Origin of the sequence: Tardiphaga sp. OK245, assembly GCF_900108575.1 — a bacterium.
Lineage (GTDB): Bacteria > Pseudomonadota > Alphaproteobacteria > Rhizobiales > Xanthobacteraceae > Tardiphaga > Tardiphaga robiniae.
Map to the genome: position 1 here is coordinate 545,815 of NZ_FNWZ01000001.1, position 17,705 is coordinate 563,519.

Sequence of the window (17,705 nt, forward strand, 5' to 3'; positions counted from 1 at the left end):
GTACCAGAACTGCAACACTTCAGACCAAGTATACAATGCGAAAGTCGAATAAACGTCATTCAATCAATGGAAATACCGAGCCTCACTCGATTGCGTCGACAGGAATCGCCCAAGAAAGCGATCCAGTCCAAAAATAAGGCAGACGCTGGCGCTTATTCGAGATTTACGCTGCATTCCAATCCGGCACACACTTGCCGCAAACATCCTTTCACGCGTGAGTAGCGAATGTTGGATTCGGGATCGGGACGCGCGCGTTCGGGGACAGTGCTTCTGCAGACCATCGGTCTGACCAAGCGCTACGGCAGCTTTCTTGCCAATGACGCCATCGACATCGCGATCCGTCCGCAGGAAATCCATGCGCTGCTCGGCGAGAACGGCGCCGGCAAATCCACACTCGTCAAAACCATCTACGGCCTGATCCAGCCAAGCGAAGGCGAGATGCTCTGGCAGGGCGAGAAGATGGTATTGGCCGGTCCGCATGATGCGCGCGCACGCGGCATCGGCATGGTGTTCCAGCATTTCTCGCTGTTCGACAATCTGACCGTCGCCGAGAACGTCGCGCTTGGTCTCGACGGCAAGGAATCGTTCAAGGCGATGTCGGCGCGGCTCGAACAGGTGTCACAGCAATATGGCCTGCCGCTCGATCCCAAGCGCGAGGTCTGGCAACTCTCGGTCGGCGAACGTCAGCGCATCGAGATCGTGCGCGTGCTGATGCAGAATCCGAAATTCCTGATCCTCGACGAGCCCACCGCCGTGCTGACGCCGCAGGAGGCCGATCAGCTCTTCGTCGTGCTGGAGCGCCTGAAGTCGGAAGGCCGCGCGATCCTTTACATCAGCCACAAGCTCGACGAGGTGAAGCGGCTCTGCGACACCGCCACCATCCTGCGTGGCGGCAAGAAGATCTCGACCTGCCTGCCGCGCGAAGAAACTGCGGCATCACTGGCGCGCATGATGGTCGGCACCGAGATCAAGCAGGTGAAAGCCGCCGCCAACAGGCAAACCACGGTGCCGCGGCTCGTGGTCAACGATCTCAGCCTCACATCCGACGAACCACATGGCGTACATCTGAAAAACATCTCGCTGGAGCTGAAGGGCGGCGAGATCCTGGGGATCGCCGGCGTCGCTGGCAACGGCCAGGACGAGTTCTTCGCGGCGCTCTCCGGCGAGCGTCTCGCCAAGGATCCCGGCACCATCGTCATCGACGGTCACGCCGCCGGACATCTGTCGATCACCGCGCGCCGCAAGCTCGGCGCGGCCTTCGTGCCCGAGGAACGCCTCGGTCACGGCACCGCGCCGCGCATGAGATTGTCGGAAAACGCGCTGCTCACAGGCCATGCCGCATCGGGCATGGTGCACAACGGTTTCATCAATACGGCGGCGACGCTCGCGACCGTCGATCGCGCCACAGAGAGTTTCGACGTGCGCAAGGCCAAGCGCGATCCAGAAGCTGCGAGCCTCTCCGGCGGCAACCTGCAGAAATTCATCGTCGGCCGCGAGATTCTGCGCAATCCCATCGTGCTCGTGGTCAGCCAGCCGACATGGGGCGTCGATGCCGGCGCCGCCGCCGTCATTCGTCAGGCGTTGCTCGATCTTGCAGCTGCAGGCGCGGCCATCCTCGTCACCAGCCAGGACCTTGACGAACTCGCTGACATCGCCGACCGCATCGCTGTGATGTTCCACGGTCGTCTGTCCGAGCCGTTAATGACGGCGGATGCCGACAGGGAAACGCTGGGCCTGTTGATGGGCGGCAGCGCACTCACGCCAAAGGACGTGCCCGATGCAGTTGGTGCTTGAGAAGCGCGCGGAGCGATCGACCATCATCGCGCTGGTATCGCCTGTTATCGCCATCGGGCTGACCATCGTGACCATGAGCATCCTGTTCATGATCATCGGCAAGAATCCGATCGCGGCGCTCAACGTCTATTTCATCGTGCCGCTGACAGACGCCTATTCGCTGCAGGAGCTCGCGGTGAAAGCCGCGCCGCTGGTGATGATCGCCATCGGCCTCTCGCTTTGTTATCTCGCTAATGTCTGGAACATCGGCGCCGAGGGACAGTTCCTCGTCGGTGCCGTGGCGGGCAGTTGGCTTGCGGTGAAGACCAACGGCACCGATGCCGGCGTCTGGGTCTTGCCGGCGATGCTGCTGCTCGGTGCCATCGCGGGCGCGCTCTATGCGTTGATCCCGGCCTTCTGCAAGGTGCGCTTCGGCGCCAGTGAAATTCTGGTCAGCCTGATGCTGGTCTATGTGGCCGACCTGCTGCTGGACTATCTCGTCCGCGGCCCGTGGCGCGATCCCAAAGGGTTCAACTTCCCGACCACGGCCGAATTCGATCCGGTCGCCACCGTGCCCCTGCTGTTCGAGGGTGGACGGCTGCATCTCGGCGCGGTCATCGCGCTGGTGATCGTTGTTGCCGCTGCTGTCCTGCTCGGCCGCACTATCAAGGGTTTTGAAATTCGTGTGGTTGGCGCAGCGCCCCGCGCGGCGCGCTTCGGCGGCTTCTCGTCGAACCAGCTGGTGCTGCTAACTTTCGCGATATCCGGCGCGCTGGCCGGCCTTGCGGGGATCATCGAGGTCGCCGGCCCCGTCGGTCATCTGCAGCCCGGCATCTCGCCCGGCTATGGCTTCACCGCGATCATCGTTGCATTTCTCGGACGGCTCAACCCGGTTGGAATACTAATTGCAGGGCTTTTCCTGGCGCTGACATTTATCGGCGGGGAGCAAGCGCAGATCGCCATGAAGATCCCACTCGATATCACCAAGGTGTTTCAGGGTATCCTGCTGTTCTATGTGCTCGCCTGCGACAGCCTGATCCTGTACCGGATCAAGCTCATCATGCCGCAGCGGAAGGTCGCCGATGGAGCTGCTTGAAGCTATCATCCTTGCCGTACTCGCGGCGTCGACACCGCTGCTGCTCGCCGCCTCCGGCGAGCTACTGGTGGAGCGCGCCGGCGTGCTCAATCTCGGCGTCGAAGGCATGATGATCGTCGGTGCCGCCTGCGGCTTTGCCGGCGCCTGGGCCACCGGCTCGACGTTCATCGGCGCGCTGTGTGGCATTCTCGCGGGCGTTGCGCTCTCATTGGTATTTGCACTGATGACGCTTGGTCTTGCTGTCAACCAGGTCGCCACGGGTCTCGCGCTCACAATCCTGGGCATCGGCGTGTCCGGCCTGATCGGAGCCGGCTTCGTCGGTGAGCGTATCGCCACCGCGCCGCGGCTGTACATTCCCGGCCTGACCACGCTCCCCTTCGTCGGCAAGATCCTGTTCGGCGAAGACGCCTTCGTCTATGTCTCGATCGCGCTGGTCGTCGCGATTTGGTACTTCCTCTATCGCACCCGGGCGGGGCTGGTCCTCCGCGCCATCGGCGACAATCACGTCTCCGCCCATGCGCTCGGTTATCCTGTGCTCAAGATCCGCATGTTCGCCGTGATGTTCGGCGGCGGCTGCGCAGGCCTCGCCGGCGCCTATCTGCCGCTGGCCTATACGCCCTTCTTCGTCCCCGGCATGACTGCCGGCCGTGGCTGGATCGCGCTGGCGCTGGTGGTATTCGCCTCTTGGCTGCCGGGGCGCCTCGTGATCGGCGCTTATCTGTTCGGCGCGGTCTCGATCTTGCAACTGCATGCGCAAGGCTGGGGCGTCGGCGTGCCCTCGCAACTGATGTCCGCACTGCCCTATCTCGCAACCGTCGTCGTGCTGGTGCTGATCTCGCGTACCCGCAGCGGCGGCTCCACGGCGCCGGCCGCATTGGGCACGGTATTCGTGCCCGACCGCTAAAGACATTCTCGCAAGACTATCTCGCAAACAGGAGACGCGTATGAACAGGAAAGCACTTGCAGCCGCCGCCCTACTGCTGGCCACCGGCCTCGGATTGGGTGCAGCCGTCGCCGCCGACAAGCTGAAAGTCGGCTTCGTCTATATCGGCCCGGTCGGAGATTTCGGCTGGACCTATCAGCACGAAGTCGGCCGCCAGATGCTCGTCAAGGAATTCGGCGACAAGATCGAGACCACCTATCTCGAAAATGTCAGTGAGGGTCCGGACTCCGAGCGCTCCATCGAACAGCTCGCGCGCGCCGGCAACCAGCTCATCTTCACCACGTCGTTCGGCTATATGGATCCGACGCTGAAAGTCGCCAAGCGCAATCCCAAGGTGATGTTCGAACACGCCACCGGCTTCAAGCGCGACAAGAACATGTCGAGCTATTCCGGCCGGTTCTTTGAAGGCCGCTACATCCAGGGCCTGATCGCCGCCAAGATGTCGAAGAAGGGCGTGCTGGGCTATATCGGCTCGTTCCCGATCCCGGAAGTCATCTCGGGCATCAATGCGACCATGCTCGCCGCGCAGAAGATCAATCCGGATATCAAGATCAAGATCATCTGGGTCAACACCTGGTTCGATCCCGGCAAGGAAGCCGATGCCGCCAAGGCGCTGCTCGATCAGGGCGCCGACGTGATCATGCAGCACACGGACTCGCCGGCGGCCATGCAGGTCGCCTCCGAACGCGGCGCGCTCGCCTTCGGCCAGGACTCCGACATGATCAAGTTCGGCCCGAAGACGCAGCTCACCGCGGTCACCAACAACTGGGGTCCGTATTACGTCGAACGCGTCAAGGCGGCACTCGATGGCACCTGGAAGTCGGAAGACACCTGGGCCGGCCTGAAAGAGAAGATGGTCGTGATGGCGCCCTATACCAACATGCCGGATGACGTGAAGAAGATGGCCATGGACACCGAAGCCGCCATCATCGCCGGCACGCTTAAGCCGTTCAAATGCCCGATCATGGGACAAGACGGCAAGGAAGTGGAATGCAAGGGCGGCGACGCGCTCGACCCCGGCCAGGTGCTCGGCATGAACTTCTATGTGAAGGGTATCGACGACAAGATCCCGGGGAAGTGAGGCGCTACTGTTCTTTCCCCTCCCCCCTTGTGGGGGAGGGTGGATCGAACGCACGAAGTGCGTTCGAGACGGGAGAGGGGTAGCGTCAGAGCTCCGTCGCTTCCCCTCTCCCGCCTTCGCTTCGCTCAGGCACCCTCTCCCACTGCGCGAAGCTTCGCTTCGCTGGAGGAGAGGGGAAGAAAGTAAGCACTACCCCGCCTGCATCGCCTTCGCCGCCGCGCTATGCCGGCGGATCAGATCGCCGACATCCAGCCCCGGGATCGCACCGTCGATCACACGCCATGCGCCGCCCACCATCACGCGGTCCGCACGATGCGCACCGCACAGCACCAGCGCCGCCAGCGGATCGCCATGGCCGGAGAAGCGCAGCTCGTCGAGCTTGAACAGCGCCAGATCCGCCATCTTGCCGACCGCGATCTCGCCGAGCTCCGGCCGCCCAACGCACGCTGCTGAACCCTTCGTCGCCCAGCGCAGCGCATCCTTGTGGCTGACACGCCCAACGCCATAGCGCGCCCGCTGCAGCAAAAACGCCGCACGCACTTCCTGCATCAAATTCGATCCGTCATTCGATGCCGAACCATCGACACCGAGGCCTATACCGACGCCCGCGTCTTCCATCTCGCAGACCGGGCAGCAGCCAGAAGCCAATAGCTGATTGCTGCAGGAGCAATGACTGATGGTGGTCCCGGCCTTGCCGAGCCGCAGCATTTCCGCCCCGTTGAAATGAATGCCATGCGCCAGCCAGGTGCGTTTGTTCAGCCAGCCGGTCTGCTCCAGATAATCCAGCGGACGGCAGCCATAGATCTCCTCGCAATAGCGGTTCTCGTCCTCGGTCTCGCCGAGATGCGTATGCAGGCGGACATCGAGCTTGTCCGCAAGCGCCGCGGTGCTTGCCATCAGCGACGTCGTTACCGAGAAAGGCGAACACGGCGCCAGCGCGATCTGCACCATCGCGTCTTCGCCGCGCTGGTGGAATGTCGCCACCACGCGCTCGCTATCAGCCAGGATCGTGTCCTCGTCCTGCACCACACTGTCCGGGGGCAAACCGCCGTCTTTCACCGAGCGGTTCATCGATCCCCGCGTCAGCAGCACGCGCATGCCGAGCCGCTGCGCCACCGCGACCTCGATATCGACAGACTGTTCGAGGCCGGCCGGAAACACATAGTGGTGATCGGTGGTCGTGGTGCAGCCCGACAGCAACAATTCCGACATCGCCACGCTGACGCCAAGATGGAGATTCTCGGGCGTCAGCCGCGCCCAGACCGGATAGAGCGCCTGCAGCCAGGGAAACAGCTCGCGATCCAGCGCCGCTGGCAAGGCGCGCGTGAGCGTCTGATAGAAATGATGGTGCGTATTGATCAGCCCCGGCAGCACCACATGGGCGCCGGCGTCATAGACCACGACGTCCGCCGTTGTCGGCTGGCCGCCAGCCGGCACCAATTCGACAATCCGGCCATTCCTGACGACAATGCCGCGCTCGGCACCCTCGGCGAAAATGCCGAGGGGATCCTTGATCCATGTGGCCTGCGTTTCCGACATAGCTCATCTCCTTCGGTCATGGACCCGACCTTGCAATTCAGGGACCAGCCACGAATACTTCAATTTGTTCTGCAATTGTCGGCGACTTGGCGTCGGTCTTGCAAGGTTCACAATGATACTTCAAGGGGTCATTGCCGAGTGAAAGCATAACCGCCCTATGGATTTGAATACGGTCACGTTCGTTGCCCGCCCCACGACGCGGGAACAGCTACCGACATGGACTGCCGGGGATGCATGGCTCGCCGGGGGCACCTGGCTTTTCTCCGAACCACAGACCCACCTGACGCGGCTGATCGACCTCACCGATCTCAAATGGCCGGCCCTCACCGTCACCGACAACGAATTGCAGATCGCTGCGACCTGCACAGTCGCACAGCTCGACGCGCTGCCCTGCCCTCCTGACTGGATCGCGTCGCCGCTCATCAATCAATGTTGCCGCGCCTTCCTCGCCTCCTTCAAGATCTGGAAGACGGCAACGGTCGGCGGCAATCTCTGCATGTCGCTACCGGCGGGCCCGATGATCGCGCTCACCGCCGCGCTCGATGGGGTCTGCACGATCTGGAAGGCGGATGGCAGCGTAGACACGATCGACGTGGTGGACTTCGTCACCGGCGATCAAAGCAATGTGCTGATGCCGGGTGATCTCCTGCGCAGCATTGCCATTCCGCTTGCAGCCTTCAAACGACGCTCTGCATTCAGGCAGATCTCGCTGACGCCGGTCGGGCGATCGGCTGCGCTGTTGATAGGAAGTCTTGATGAGGATGGCTTGCGGCTGACGATCACGGCTTCGACGAAGCGTCCTGTTCGTATCGCGCTCCCAACACTTCCCGATACCGACACGCTCGAAGAAGCGATCCTCGACCGGATTCCGGACAACCTCTATCACGATGACGTTCACGGCAAGCCGGCCTGGCGCAAGCAGATGACGCTGCGGCTCGCAGAAGAGATCCGCGCCGAGCTGCAGGGCTTCAAGCCATGAGTTTCGAGATCAACGGCCACAGCTTTTCGCAGAAGCCGCAAGCCGGCCAATGCCTGCGCACCTTCCTGCGCGAGCTCGGCCATTTCGGCGTCAAGAAAGGCTGCGACGCCGGCGACTGCGGTGCCTGCACGGTGCTGCTCGATGGCGAGCCCGTGCATAGCTGCATCATTCCGGCTTTTCGTGCCGACGGCCATGCCGTCACCACCATCGAAGGTCTCGCGTCTGAAGGCGGCATCCATCCGATGCAGCAGGCATTTCTCGACGCACAGGGATTCCAGTGCGGCTTCTGCACATCCGGCATGATCGTGACCTGCGCGTCGCTCAATCAGGCACAGCGCGCCGATCTCGGAGCGTCGTTGAAGGGAAATCTGTGTCGCTGCACAGGCTATCGCACGATCGAGGACGCACTCGACGGCAAGTCCAATGTGGAAGAGGCCGAGCCCGGCACCGCCTTCGGCCGCAGCCTGCCCGCCCCCGCTGGTCCCCAGGTGGTGACGGGCAAGGCGCGCTACACATTTGACGTCACCATGGACGACTTGCTGCATATCAAGATGCTGCGCTCGCCGCATCCCCATGCCCGCATCGTATCGATCGATACGTCAGCCGCGCAGGCGATGCCGGGTGTACATGCGGTACTGACACATGCCGATGCGCCGGCCACATTGTTCTCGACGGCGCGCCACGAGATCGATGCAATGGATCCCGAGGATACACGGATCCTCGACGACACCGTGCGCTTCATCGGGCAGAAGGTTGCAGCCGTGGTCGCGGAGAGCGAGGCGATCGCGGAGGAAGCCTGCCGCCGCATCGACATTGTCTATGACATCCTGCCCGCGGTGTTCGATCCCGCTGCCGCCATCGCGCCGGGCGCGCCGGTCATTCATCCCGACAAGACGCCGATCCATCGCGTCAGCGATGCGGCACGCAACGTCATCGCCGAAACACACGGCGAATTCGGCGATGTCGCGGCAGCGCTGGCGTCGTCGGCCGTCACCTATGAGGGCACCTTCACCACGCAACGCGTGCAGCACGGCCATCTCGAGACCCATGGCGGCATGGCCTGGCTCGATGCAGACGGCGTCCTCAATATCCGCTCAAGCACGCAGACGCCGTTCCTGACGCGGCGTGCGCTCGCTCAACTCTATGACCTTCCCTCCGACAAGGTCCGCGTGTTCTGCGAACGCGTCGGCGGCGGGTTCGGCGGCAAGCAGGAAATGTTTGTCGAGGATATTCTGGCGCTGGCCGCGCTCAAGACCGGCCGCCCGGTGAAATGGGAACTGACCCGCGAGGAGCAATTCATTGCCACCTCGACGCGGCATCCGATGCGCGTCACGGTCAAGGCCGGCGCAGACAAACACGGCAAGCTCACCGCGCTGCAGCTCGACGTGCTCTCCAACACCGGCGCCTATGGCAATCATGCGGGCCCGGTGCTGTTTCACGCCTGCGGTGAATCGCTCGGCGTCTATAACTGCGCCAACAAGAAGGTCGATGCCGTAGTCGCATATACCAACACGGTGCCGGCCGGTGCGTTTCGCGGCTACGGCCTGCCGCAAACCCTGTTCGCGGTGGAAGCCGCCATCGACAATCTCGCAGCGCAGCTCGGCATCAGCCCGTATGATTTCCGCCGGCACAACGTCATCAAGCCCGGCGATTCCATGCTGTCGCCCGCCGGCACGCACTACGACGATGTGCTGATCGGTAGTTACGGCCTCGACCAGTGCCTCGATCTTGTCGAGCGCGCGATGCAAGTCGAGACAAAACACGACCTCGATGACGACTGGTTGATCGGCGACGGCATCGCGCTCACCATGATCGACACCGTGCCGCCGCAGGGCCACATCGCCGAAGTTGTCATCGCCAAACGTGACGACGGCGGTTACGATCTCACGGTCGGCACTGCCGAATTCGGCAACGGCACCGCGACGGTGCATCGGCAGATCGCGGCCACGACACTTGGCTGCACTGTCGAGCAGATTCATCTGCGCCAGTCCGATACGCGGAATGGCGGCCACGACACCGGCGCCTATGGCAGCGCCGGCACATTCGTCGCTGGCAAAGCCACCCATGACGCCGCGCAAAAGCTGGTAGCGGCGATACAGGCGGACAGCAACGCACGCAGCGCTACCGGAACTTCGGGCGGCACCCCGCGTTCGGTCGCCTTCAACGTCCAGGGATTTCGCGTCGCGGTGAACAAGGGGACCGGCGCCATCAAGGTTCTCAAAAGCGTGCAGGCTGCGGACGCTGGCGCCGTCGCCAATCCGATGCAGCTCCGCGGCCAGATCGAAGGCGGCGTCGCGCAATCGCTGGGGGCGACGCTCTATGAGGAGATGGTGATCGACGACCGCGGCCGCGTCGTCAATCCGAAATTCCGCGACTATCATCTGCCGTCCTTCGCCGATCTGCCGCGCACCGACGTGTATTTCGCCGACACCTATGATGCGATCGGGCCATTGGGTGCGAAGTCGATGAGCGAAAGCCCGTACAATCCCGTTGCGGCCGCCATGGGCAACGCGCTGTTCGACGCAACGGGGATTCGATTCACGCAAGTGCCGTTCAAGCCGGATCGGATTTTTCCGGAGTTGCAGAGGAAGTTTGGGAAGTAGTCGACGTCAGTAGACGTGTCGTCCCCGCGAAGGCGGGGACCCATAACCACGATCATCAAGGTAAGAGCGGCAGAGCCACGACCACATCGCTTTAAACAGATCCCTGGTGTTTATGGATCCCCGCCCCGCGCACGCCTTCGGCGTGCTAGGCGGGGATGACACCTGAGACGGCAGTGCCCCGCCCCCCACCCGCCGCGAAGGCGCGGCGACCTCTCCCCGCCTAGCGAAGCTTCGCTTCGGGTGGGGGCGGGGAGAGGTTAAGAACGCTCGGCGCTCTTGCCTTCGCCGCGAACTACCCCCGCCCCACCGTGCATTCGATCTGCCCATGCGGCTCGTCCGTGGGCAGGAACACGTCGTTGTTGTTGTCGAGACCAAACGCCGAGAGATTCATCAGGATGTAGTGGATGTTCGGACAGGCCATGCTGATCTCGGAAATCTCCGGCACCGCCGCCAGCACCTTCTCGCCCATGCGATACAGGCTGTTCTGCACGCTCGGACTATAGGTCGTCGCGAATTCCTTCAGCAGCGTGTCCAGAATTGTCTTGTTGGTCGCGGGATAGCTCGCCGGCTTGCCGGACCACTTCCACGACGCGACCATCGATGTCGCGCAGATGCGGTCATTGGTCGGCTGGATCGTGGAATATTTGTCGGTGTAGTAGTTCTCCCAGCCCGACTGGGTCGACTTCATGAAGGTAAAGTTGTCGAGGCCCGAGCTCATGGTCATGCCGTCGCGCGTCGCGACAATCTCGACAGTGGGCTTGCCGTTGCTGTCGAGCAGGAACGCATGCGGATGCAACTCGCCATCGACGGCGAGGCGTGCCCATTTGGTTTCATGCGCGGTGATGCTGACGGAACTGGCCTGCGGATACAGGTCGAGATAGCGCTTCGCCAGCACCTGGCAGAACTCCTCCGTCGACAGCGCAGTATTCTCCCGCGCCACCACATTGACGATGTTCTTAATCGTGTCCGTGGAGGTCGAGGTGGAGTTGTCGGCGTCGGTATAGGCCCGGCCAAAATCGCCTTCCAGCATCGCCTTGATGCTGAGCTGGCTGACATCCTGCTTGTCGCCGTCGCGATGGATCCGCATGATGCGGACACGGCCTTTTCCATATCTGTTCTTGATCAGCGGCACGCGCGACCTCCAGTCCGTGTTGGCGACCAGGGAACCCCGGTCGCCGGGCAATATATTGAGCAATGCTCGCTTCGAGCAACCTTCGTGCCACCGGTCACCACACCACCGGGGCGAAACGGCTTTCAGCGGCGTCTGGCACGAGGTTTGTATCTGACGATCATAATGCCACGATATTTCATCACCTAAGCAAGGGGCTAGATCAATGACAGTGAGCGTCCATCCCGTCGACGAGATGCTGCCGATGCCGCGCCTGCTCGCGCTGGGCCTGCAGCACGTTCTGGTCATGTATGCCGGCGCGGTCGCCGTGCCGCTCATTATCGGCCGCGCCCTGAAGCTGCCACCGCAGGACGTCGCCTTCCTGATCTCCGCCGACCTGTTCGCCTGCGGCCTTGCGACCCTGGTCCAGTGTATCGGCTTTCCCGGCGTCGGCATCCGCCTGCCGGTCATGATGGGCGTCACTTTCGCCTCGGTCGGCCCGATGCTGTCGATGGCCGCCGCCCCGGATATCGGCCTGCTCGGCATCTATGGCTCGGTCATCGCTGCCGGAATCTTCGGCATCGTTGTCGCGCCTTTCATCAGCCGGCTGCTGCCGCTGTTTCCACCGGTGGTCACCGGCACCATCATCATGGTGATCGGCATCTCCCTGATGCGCGTTGGTATCAACTGGGCTGGTGGCGGACTACCCATGTTCACCAAGATGATCGACGGCGTTCCGCACACGTTCCCCAATCCGGCTTACGGCCAGTTGCAGGGGCTCGGCATCGCGCTGTTCGTGCTGGTCGTGATCCTTGCTTTGATCAAATGGGGCACCGGCTTTCTGTCCAACGTCTCGGTGCTGCTCGGCATCATCGCGGGCGCGATCCTTGCCAGCGTGCTCGGCGTGATGCATTTCGACAAGGTCGGCACTGCCGGCTGGGTCGACATCGTGCTGCCGTTCCATTTCGGCATGCCGCAATTCCATCTCGTGCCCATCGTCACCATGTGCATCGTGATGATCGTGGTGATGATCGAGTCCCTCGGCATGTTCCTGGCGCTCGGCGAGATGACCGACAAGAAGGTCGACAGGGAAGCACTGACCAAGGGCCTGCGCGCCGATGGCGTCGGCACGTTCCTCGGCGGCATCTTCAACACCTTCCCCTACACCTCGTTCTCGCAGAATGTCGGGCTTGTCGGCGTCACCGGCGTGCGTTCGCGCTGGGTGACCATTGCCGGCGGCGGCATCATGCTGGTGCTCGGCCTGCTGCCGAAGATGGCCGCTTTGGTGGAATCCGTGCCGCAGGTGGTGCTCGGCGGCGCCGGCCTCGTGATGTTCGGCATGGTCGCAGCGACCGGCGCGCGCATCCTCACCGCAGTCGATTTCAAGACCAACCAGCGCAACCTGTTCGTGGTCGCGATCTCGGTTGGCTTCGGCATGATCCCGCTGGTGTCGCCGAACTTCTTCAAGGCACTGCCGCACGACCTGCATCCGCTGCTGGAGTCGGGCATCCTGCTCTGTGCGCTGGTGGCCGTGATCCTCAACGCGTTCTTCAATGGCGTGAGCAGTGCCGAGACCGCAAAGGCGGAAGCGGCTGGTGTTGCCGCGGCGGCGACGCATTAGTTTGCCTCTTAACCTCTCCCCGCTTGCGGGGAGAGGTCGACGTCCGCATGCGAAGCATGTGGGCGTCGGGTGAGGGGGACTCTCCGCGAACGCCACGGCTCGTGGAGAGTCCCCCTCATCCGTCGTCGCTTCGCGACGCCACCTTCTCCCCGCAAGCGGGGAGAAGGCAAACAGCCGCCTCACTTCACCTTCGGCTCAAGCCCGCTGGCCACGATCACCGGCGCGGCCTGCTTCGAGGACAGAAACGCGATCAGCGCCTTGCCCGCATCAGGCTGCGGCGCATTGCTCGCAAGCCCCGCCGAGAACACGGTGATCTTCTGCAGCTCCGCCGGCAGCGGGCCGACGATCTCGATGCCCTTGACCGGCTTCAATTCGCTGATCTGCTGAAAGCCGATCTCGGCCTCGCCCCTCGCAACGATCTCGCCGACCGGCGTCGCCGGGATCTTGCGCGCCTTGTCTTTCATGGCGTCGGCAATGCCGAGCTTCTCGAACATCTCCTTGCTGACATAGACGCCGCTGGCGCTGTCCGAATAGGCCACGGTCCTGGTCTTCAGCAGCGCCACCTTCAGCGTATCCGCCGAGGACAGGTCCGGCTTCGGCGCGCCCTCCTTCACCGCCACGCCGATCGGCGAATCCGCGAGATCGACGCGGCTGTCGGCGATCACCTTGCCCTTGCTGACGAGATCACCCAACGCATAGCCCACCATGATCAGCACATCGGCCGGCTCGCCCCGCGCCAGCCGCATCGGGATCGCCTGCGGCGTCTCGCCCATCGACGGCCCATAGGCCGTGACAACCGTATTGCCCGTCGCCTTCTCGAATTGCGGCACCAGTTCCTTGTAGGCCGCCGTGAAACCGCCGGAGATCATCACATGGACCTCGGAGGCGAAGGCGCTGGCCGTCGAGGCGACGACGCAGCCGAGCACGAGCAGCGAACGAATGATGTGGCGCATGGTGTCTCTCCCGCTTGACGTCTTTTTTTCTTATCCTCTCCCCGCTTGCGGGGAGAGGTCGACTGGAACGCGCGAAGCGCGTGGAAGTCGGGTGAGGGGGAGCCAGTGTTTTACTCGCTGGCTCCCCCTCATCCGTCGTCGCTTCGCGACGCCACCTTCTCCCCGCAAGCGGGGAGAAGGAAACCTTAGCTCCCGCGATAGGTCCCATAGCTCCACGGCGTCACCAGCAGCGGCACGTGGAGATGGCCTTCGGGTTCATAGACCGAAAAGCGCAGCGGGATCTCGTCGAGGAACGGCGGATCGGACATCGGCACGCCACGCTCCGCAAAATAGCTACCAACCTTGAAGGTCAGTTCATAGCGTCCGATCGGCACCGGCCTGCCGCCGATCAGCGGCACATCGGTGCGGCCGTCGTGATTGGTCAGCGTGCGCGCAATCGCGCGGCTGACGCCGAGCTTCGACAATTCGACAAGCTCGACCGAAATCCCGGCTGCGGGCCGGCCGCTATGGGTATCCAGCACATGGGTCGAGAGCCGGCCATGCACCTGCAGGCGATCCGGCCCGTCGACCAAAAGATCGGTGCGCAATGCCGCGATCTTGCAGATTTCGGCGACCGATGCGGTGACCTCGGCGGCCGGGTCGTTCGGCAACCGCTTCTCGAAATCCGCGAGGATGGAATCCTTGGTGTGGCGGCGAACGCAGACGATGTAAGGGAAGCCGAACTTCGCACGATAGGCATTGTTGACGCGATCGAAGGCGGCATATTCGGCCTCCGACAGCCGGTCGAGCCCAACGCTGTTCTGCTCGGCATTGGATTCCGCCGTCAGGAGATCGCCGCGTTGCGTTTTATCGGCAAGATCTGGATGCGCCTTGATCAGCGCCAGCCGCTGGCCTGCAGCCGCCTCCTCCACCACCTTGCGCATCGCGGCGAACAACTGTTTCACGCCCGCGAAAGGCCGGCTGTCCGCGGCCTTCTCCGCAATCCACGGCGAATATTCGAAGATATTCGCCAGCGCTGCGACGAAATCCGCTTTGCTGCAGGCGTTGAGTTCGTCGAGCGTCTTCTCTGTCATGACAGGGTCTATCCCAATCCTGGTCTATCCGATGGCACGGGCGTCGGCGGCGAGATGTTTCAGATTGGCGTGCCAGTGCTCGGCGATATCAAGACGCGTCGGCACCCAAACGCGCTCGTGGCTCGCGATGTAATCGAGGAACCGCATCAGCGACGCCGCACGTCCGGGCCGCCCGACGACGCGGCAATGTAGGCCCACGGTCATCATCTTCGGCGACGTCGCGCCTTCGGCATACAGCACATCGAACGAATCCTTCAGGTAGGTGAAGAACTCGTCACCGCCACCAAAGCCCTGCGGGTTGACGAAGCGCATGTCATTGGCATCGAGCGTATAGGGAATGATGAGCTGCGGTTCGCTGGGCCCCTTGATCCAGTACGGCAGATCGTCGGCATAGGAATCGCACAGATACTTGAAGCCGCCGGCTTCCATCAGCAGGCGAATGGTGTTGATCGAACTGCGGCCGGTGTACCAGCCGGTCGGGCGCGCGCCGGTCGCCTCGGTATGCACGCGGATCGCCTCGGCAATCTCGAAACGCTCCTCCGGCTCCGACATATCCTTGTGCTCGATCCACTTCAGACTGTGGCTGGCGATGTCCCACTTCGCCTCCTGCATGGCGGCGACGATTTCGGGATTGCGCTGTAGGGCGGTGGCGACGCCGAACACCGTGGTCGGCATATTGCGTTCGGTGAACATCCGCCACAGCCGCCAGAAGCCGGCGCGCGAGCCATATTCGAACATGGATTCGATATTGGCGTGGCGCTGGCCCGGCCAGGGCTGTGCGCCCAGCACATCCGAGAGAAACGCTTCCGAGGCGCGGTCGCCATGCAGGATGTTGTTCTCGCCGCCTTCTTCGAAATTGACGACGAACTGTACCGCCACGCGCGCGCCATCCGGCCATTTCGGATCGGGCGGATTGCGGCCGTAGCCGCGCAGATCGCGGGGATAGTCGCTCCCGGCCATCAGACCATCTCGAAACGGACGGGTTGCGCACCCTTCCAGAGCACGGTCTTGCCCATCTCTTTCAGATTTTCGAGGTTCGAGGTCAGCGTAATGAAATGGTTGCCGGCGAGCTGGCCCATCTTGCTGGCGAAATGCACGCCGCTATAGGCCAGCAGGATCTCGGTCTCGCTGATGCCGCCCGGATACAGGATGATGTGGCCCGGCGCCGGAAAGCTGGTGTGGTTTTCATAGGGCACGCCGAAATCGAGATCGCCAAGCGGCATCCAGACGCCCTCGCCGCTCCAGCGCACATGGATCGCCTGGCTGACAAACGGCATCGCCTTCTTGAAGGCGGCGACGGTCTTGGGGGCGTCCTTCTCCTCGAATTTCGCATCGAAGGTGAAGTCGCCGACATGGACTTTGAGCTGGCTCATCCGTGGAATCTCGTAATTGGAGTGACTGACAGTGATCCATCCAGATTGCAGCAGAGGGCGAAAGAAGCAAGCCGCAGTTTTCGGCGGCGTTGCCTGTAGACTGCGTTCCCTCTCCAACACTGTCATTCCGGGGCCTCCTTGCTCGTCATTCCGGGGCGCACGAAGCGGCACAGCCGCGTAGTGCGAACCCGGAATCTTGAGGTGTTTTGCTGAACATGCTGGGATTCCGGGGTCGCGTCCGGCTTACGCCGGCCACGCCCTCAGGCAAACCAATTGGTTTGCCGGGGAATGACGAGTGTGGGGGCAGGAAGACGTCAAACATATTTTCCTATCTTCCATTGACAACATCCCTACATGGACTATATTCCCCTTTGTCCGGCCCCGATGAGAGGGGCGAGCGCGATCGTCACGTTCGCCGGGCTGGATGCGGTGGACGCCGGAGATGCGGCGTTACGCGGTTTGGGGGTGACGTCTGTCTTCGGGCAGGACGGATCTGCGCCAGCACTGCCACTGGCATGGAGACGGCCGGGTTTGAGATGGAAAGACTCCCTGGACAGTGTAATGGACGACCAAATCGAAACGCGTCCGGCCAACTGTCTGAGGCCCCCTGTCCCTTCGTGGACACTAATAGTGGCAACGGATCGATCGCCACGGCGAAGCGCAGACAAGCCGAAAAAACACCGTATGCGGAACGCCGGGCACTATCTTTGCCCCGCGCCTTCCGAAAGTCCTGATGCACTAACTTGCGGAAGACCGCATTCGCATCAGGCCCAAGGGTGCAACGGGCACCCGGCGTTCCGCACGCCCTCTCATAGGGGGCGAGGTGGGAATGCTCATAGCTCGGACGCGCAAGCGCCGCGAGAATGCGAACGCATGTTTTCAGGACAGTGGCTGTTTGAAATTTGAATCCTGCAATGATGCGCTGCCGCTATCGTTCATCACTCAGCGGTGGCTTGAACGTCAGCGGTGATTCCATCGCACGCTGCCTCGCGCGATCCACGGCCTGTGCAAAATCCTGCGCATCGAACCACGGCTCATCGCGCATCAACGCATCCAGATCCTCGTTCCAGATCTGCGACACCTCGATATCGAACTTCATATTGTGCTTCTGGCTGACAGCCTGAATTCCATAGCCAGTCACGGCCCATTGCTTGCCGAGCCAAAACACATCCCGATGCAGCACCACGTCTACGCCCAATCTCGTCCGGTATCGTACAGAGACGAAAAGAACCCCAACCTGATGAGGGTGAGGCTCTACTGAACCGGTCTAGTCCATCAAATTTTAGCAACATCGTCCAGCGTTGAGACCAACGCCGATCTAGATGCGACCATTCTCGTTCGGCGGCTGTGGATGCTGCGCCTTCTGCGGCCGTTCCGCATCGGCCTTGTTGGCCTCGTGGCGTCCGATCACGCACCCCGCAACGACGCCGACCTTGCCATGTCCTGCATAGTGGCCGGCGATTCCGCCAATGATCGCGCCTTTGATACAGCCTTTCGCCTCGGCCGCAACCGATGAAAACGCGAGACCGGCAACCGCAGTGCACAGCAGCAATTTCTTCATGA

At 62.4% G+C, this 17,705-nt stretch carries 15 protein-coding genes; 7 read left to right on the forward strand and 8 right to left on the reverse strand.

Translation table 11 applies throughout. The annotated features are described in order from the left end of the window. Window positions 1-225 precede the first annotated feature (225 nt). The 4 genes from BLW80_RS02480 to BLW80_RS02495 are packed head-to-tail and all read left to right on the forward strand — an operon-like array spanning window position 226 to window position 4,893. The gene (locus tag BLW80_RS02480) at window positions 226-1,794 is read left to right on the forward strand and encodes an ABC transporter ATP-binding protein (RefSeq protein WP_093756678.1); all 1,569 of its coding nucleotides are present in this window, start codon (window positions 226-228) and stop codon (window positions 1,792-1,794) included. Then, a complete protein-coding gene (locus BLW80_RS02485; protein ID WP_093756679.1) occupies window positions 1,778-2,869 on the forward strand; it encodes an ABC transporter permease in 1,092 nt (363 codons plus the stop codon). Before BLW80_RS02480 ends, BLW80_RS02485 begins: the two co-directional genes overlap by 17 nt. Continuing rightward, on the forward strand, window positions 2,856-3,773 hold the full coding sequence (locus BLW80_RS02490) for an ABC transporter permease (protein WP_093756680.1): 918 nt from the start codon (window positions 2,856-2,858) through the stop codon (window positions 3,771-3,773). The genes BLW80_RS02485 and BLW80_RS02490 overlap by 14 nt, the downstream gene beginning before the upstream one ends. Window positions 3,774-3,813: 40 nt before the next feature. Further along, on the forward strand, window positions 3,814-4,893 hold the full coding sequence (locus tag BLW80_RS02495; protein ID WP_093756681.1) for a BMP family ABC transporter substrate-binding protein: 1,080 nt from the start codon (window positions 3,814-3,816) through the stop codon (window positions 4,891-4,893). Window positions 4,894-5,082: 189 nt separating this feature from the next. Here the strand turns inward: BLW80_RS02495 and BLW80_RS02500 are convergent, their stop codons facing one another. Further along, window positions 5,083-6,432, reverse strand: coding sequence for an 8-oxoguanine deaminase (locus BLW80_RS02500; protein WP_093756682.1), 1,350 nt, complete (start codon window positions 6,430-6,432; stop codon window positions 5,083-5,085). Between the two features lie 157 nt (window positions 6,433-6,589). Here BLW80_RS02500 and BLW80_RS02505 point away from each other — a divergent pair, with 157 nt between their 5' ends. Then, window positions 6,590-7,411, forward strand: a complete 822-nt coding sequence (locus tag BLW80_RS02505; protein ID WP_093756683.1) for an FAD binding domain-containing protein — start codon at window positions 6,590-6,592, stop codon at window positions 7,409-7,411. Further along, window positions 7,408-10,014, forward strand: a complete 2,607-nt coding sequence (locus tag BLW80_RS02510; protein ID WP_093756684.1) for a molybdopterin-dependent oxidoreductase — start codon at window positions 7,408-7,410, stop codon at window positions 10,012-10,014. The genes BLW80_RS02505 and BLW80_RS02510 overlap by 4 nt, the downstream gene beginning before the upstream one ends. Window positions 10,015-10,306: 292 nt before the next feature. On the opposite strand, the gene pucL is transcribed toward BLW80_RS02510, so the two are convergent. Further along, the gene (gene pucL / locus BLW80_RS02515; protein ID WP_170849551.1) at window positions 10,307-11,146 is read right to left on the reverse strand and encodes a factor-independent urate hydroxylase; all 840 of its coding nucleotides are present in this window, start codon (window positions 11,144-11,146) and stop codon (window positions 10,307-10,309) included. 202 nt (window positions 11,147-11,348) lie between these two features. On the opposite strand from pucL, the gene BLW80_RS02520 reads away from it, so the two are divergent. Beyond that, window positions 11,349-12,743 (forward strand): nucleobase:cation symporter-2 family protein, encoded by a 1,395-nt coding sequence (locus BLW80_RS02520; protein ID WP_093756686.1) that lies wholly within the window; start codon window positions 11,349-11,351, stop codon window positions 12,741-12,743. Between the two features lie 179 nt (window positions 12,744-12,922). Here the strand turns inward: BLW80_RS02520 and BLW80_RS02525 are convergent, their stop codons facing one another. The 6 genes from BLW80_RS02525 to BLW80_RS02550 form a co-directional block, all read right to left on the reverse strand. Beyond that, entirely contained in the window at window positions 12,923-13,696 is a 774-nt protein-coding gene (locus BLW80_RS02525; RefSeq protein WP_093756687.1) for a substrate-binding domain-containing protein, read from the reverse strand. Between the two features lie 185 nt (window positions 13,697-13,881). Further along, on the reverse strand, window positions 13,882-14,769 hold the full coding sequence (gene uraD / locus BLW80_RS02530) for a 2-oxo-4-hydroxy-4-carboxy-5-ureidoimidazoline decarboxylase (RefSeq protein ID WP_093756688.1): 888 nt from the start codon (window positions 14,767-14,769) through the stop codon (window positions 13,882-13,884). A gap of 24 nt (window positions 14,770-14,793) precedes the next feature. Then, the gene (puuE, locus tag BLW80_RS02535; RefSeq protein WP_093756689.1) at window positions 14,794-15,729 is read right to left on the reverse strand and encodes an allantoinase PuuE; all 936 of its coding nucleotides are present in this window, start codon (window positions 15,727-15,729) and stop codon (window positions 14,794-14,796) included. Beyond that, window positions 15,729-16,142: a DUF3830 family protein gene (locus tag BLW80_RS02540; protein WP_068735441.1), complete on the reverse strand. Its 414-nt coding sequence runs from the start codon at window positions 16,140-16,142 to the stop codon at window positions 15,729-15,731. Before BLW80_RS02540 ends, puuE begins: the two co-directional genes overlap by 1 nt. A 928-nt stretch (window positions 16,143-17,070) precedes the next feature. Then, window positions 17,071-17,241, reverse strand: coding sequence for a hypothetical protein (locus tag BLW80_RS30165; RefSeq protein ID WP_170849552.1), 171 nt, complete (start codon window positions 17,239-17,241; stop codon window positions 17,071-17,073). Between the two features lie 219 nt (window positions 17,242-17,460). After that, window positions 17,461-17,703, reverse strand: coding sequence for a hypothetical protein (locus BLW80_RS02550; RefSeq protein ID WP_093756690.1), 243 nt, complete (start codon window positions 17,701-17,703; stop codon window positions 17,461-17,463). Window positions 17,704-17,705 lie beyond the last annotated feature (2 nt).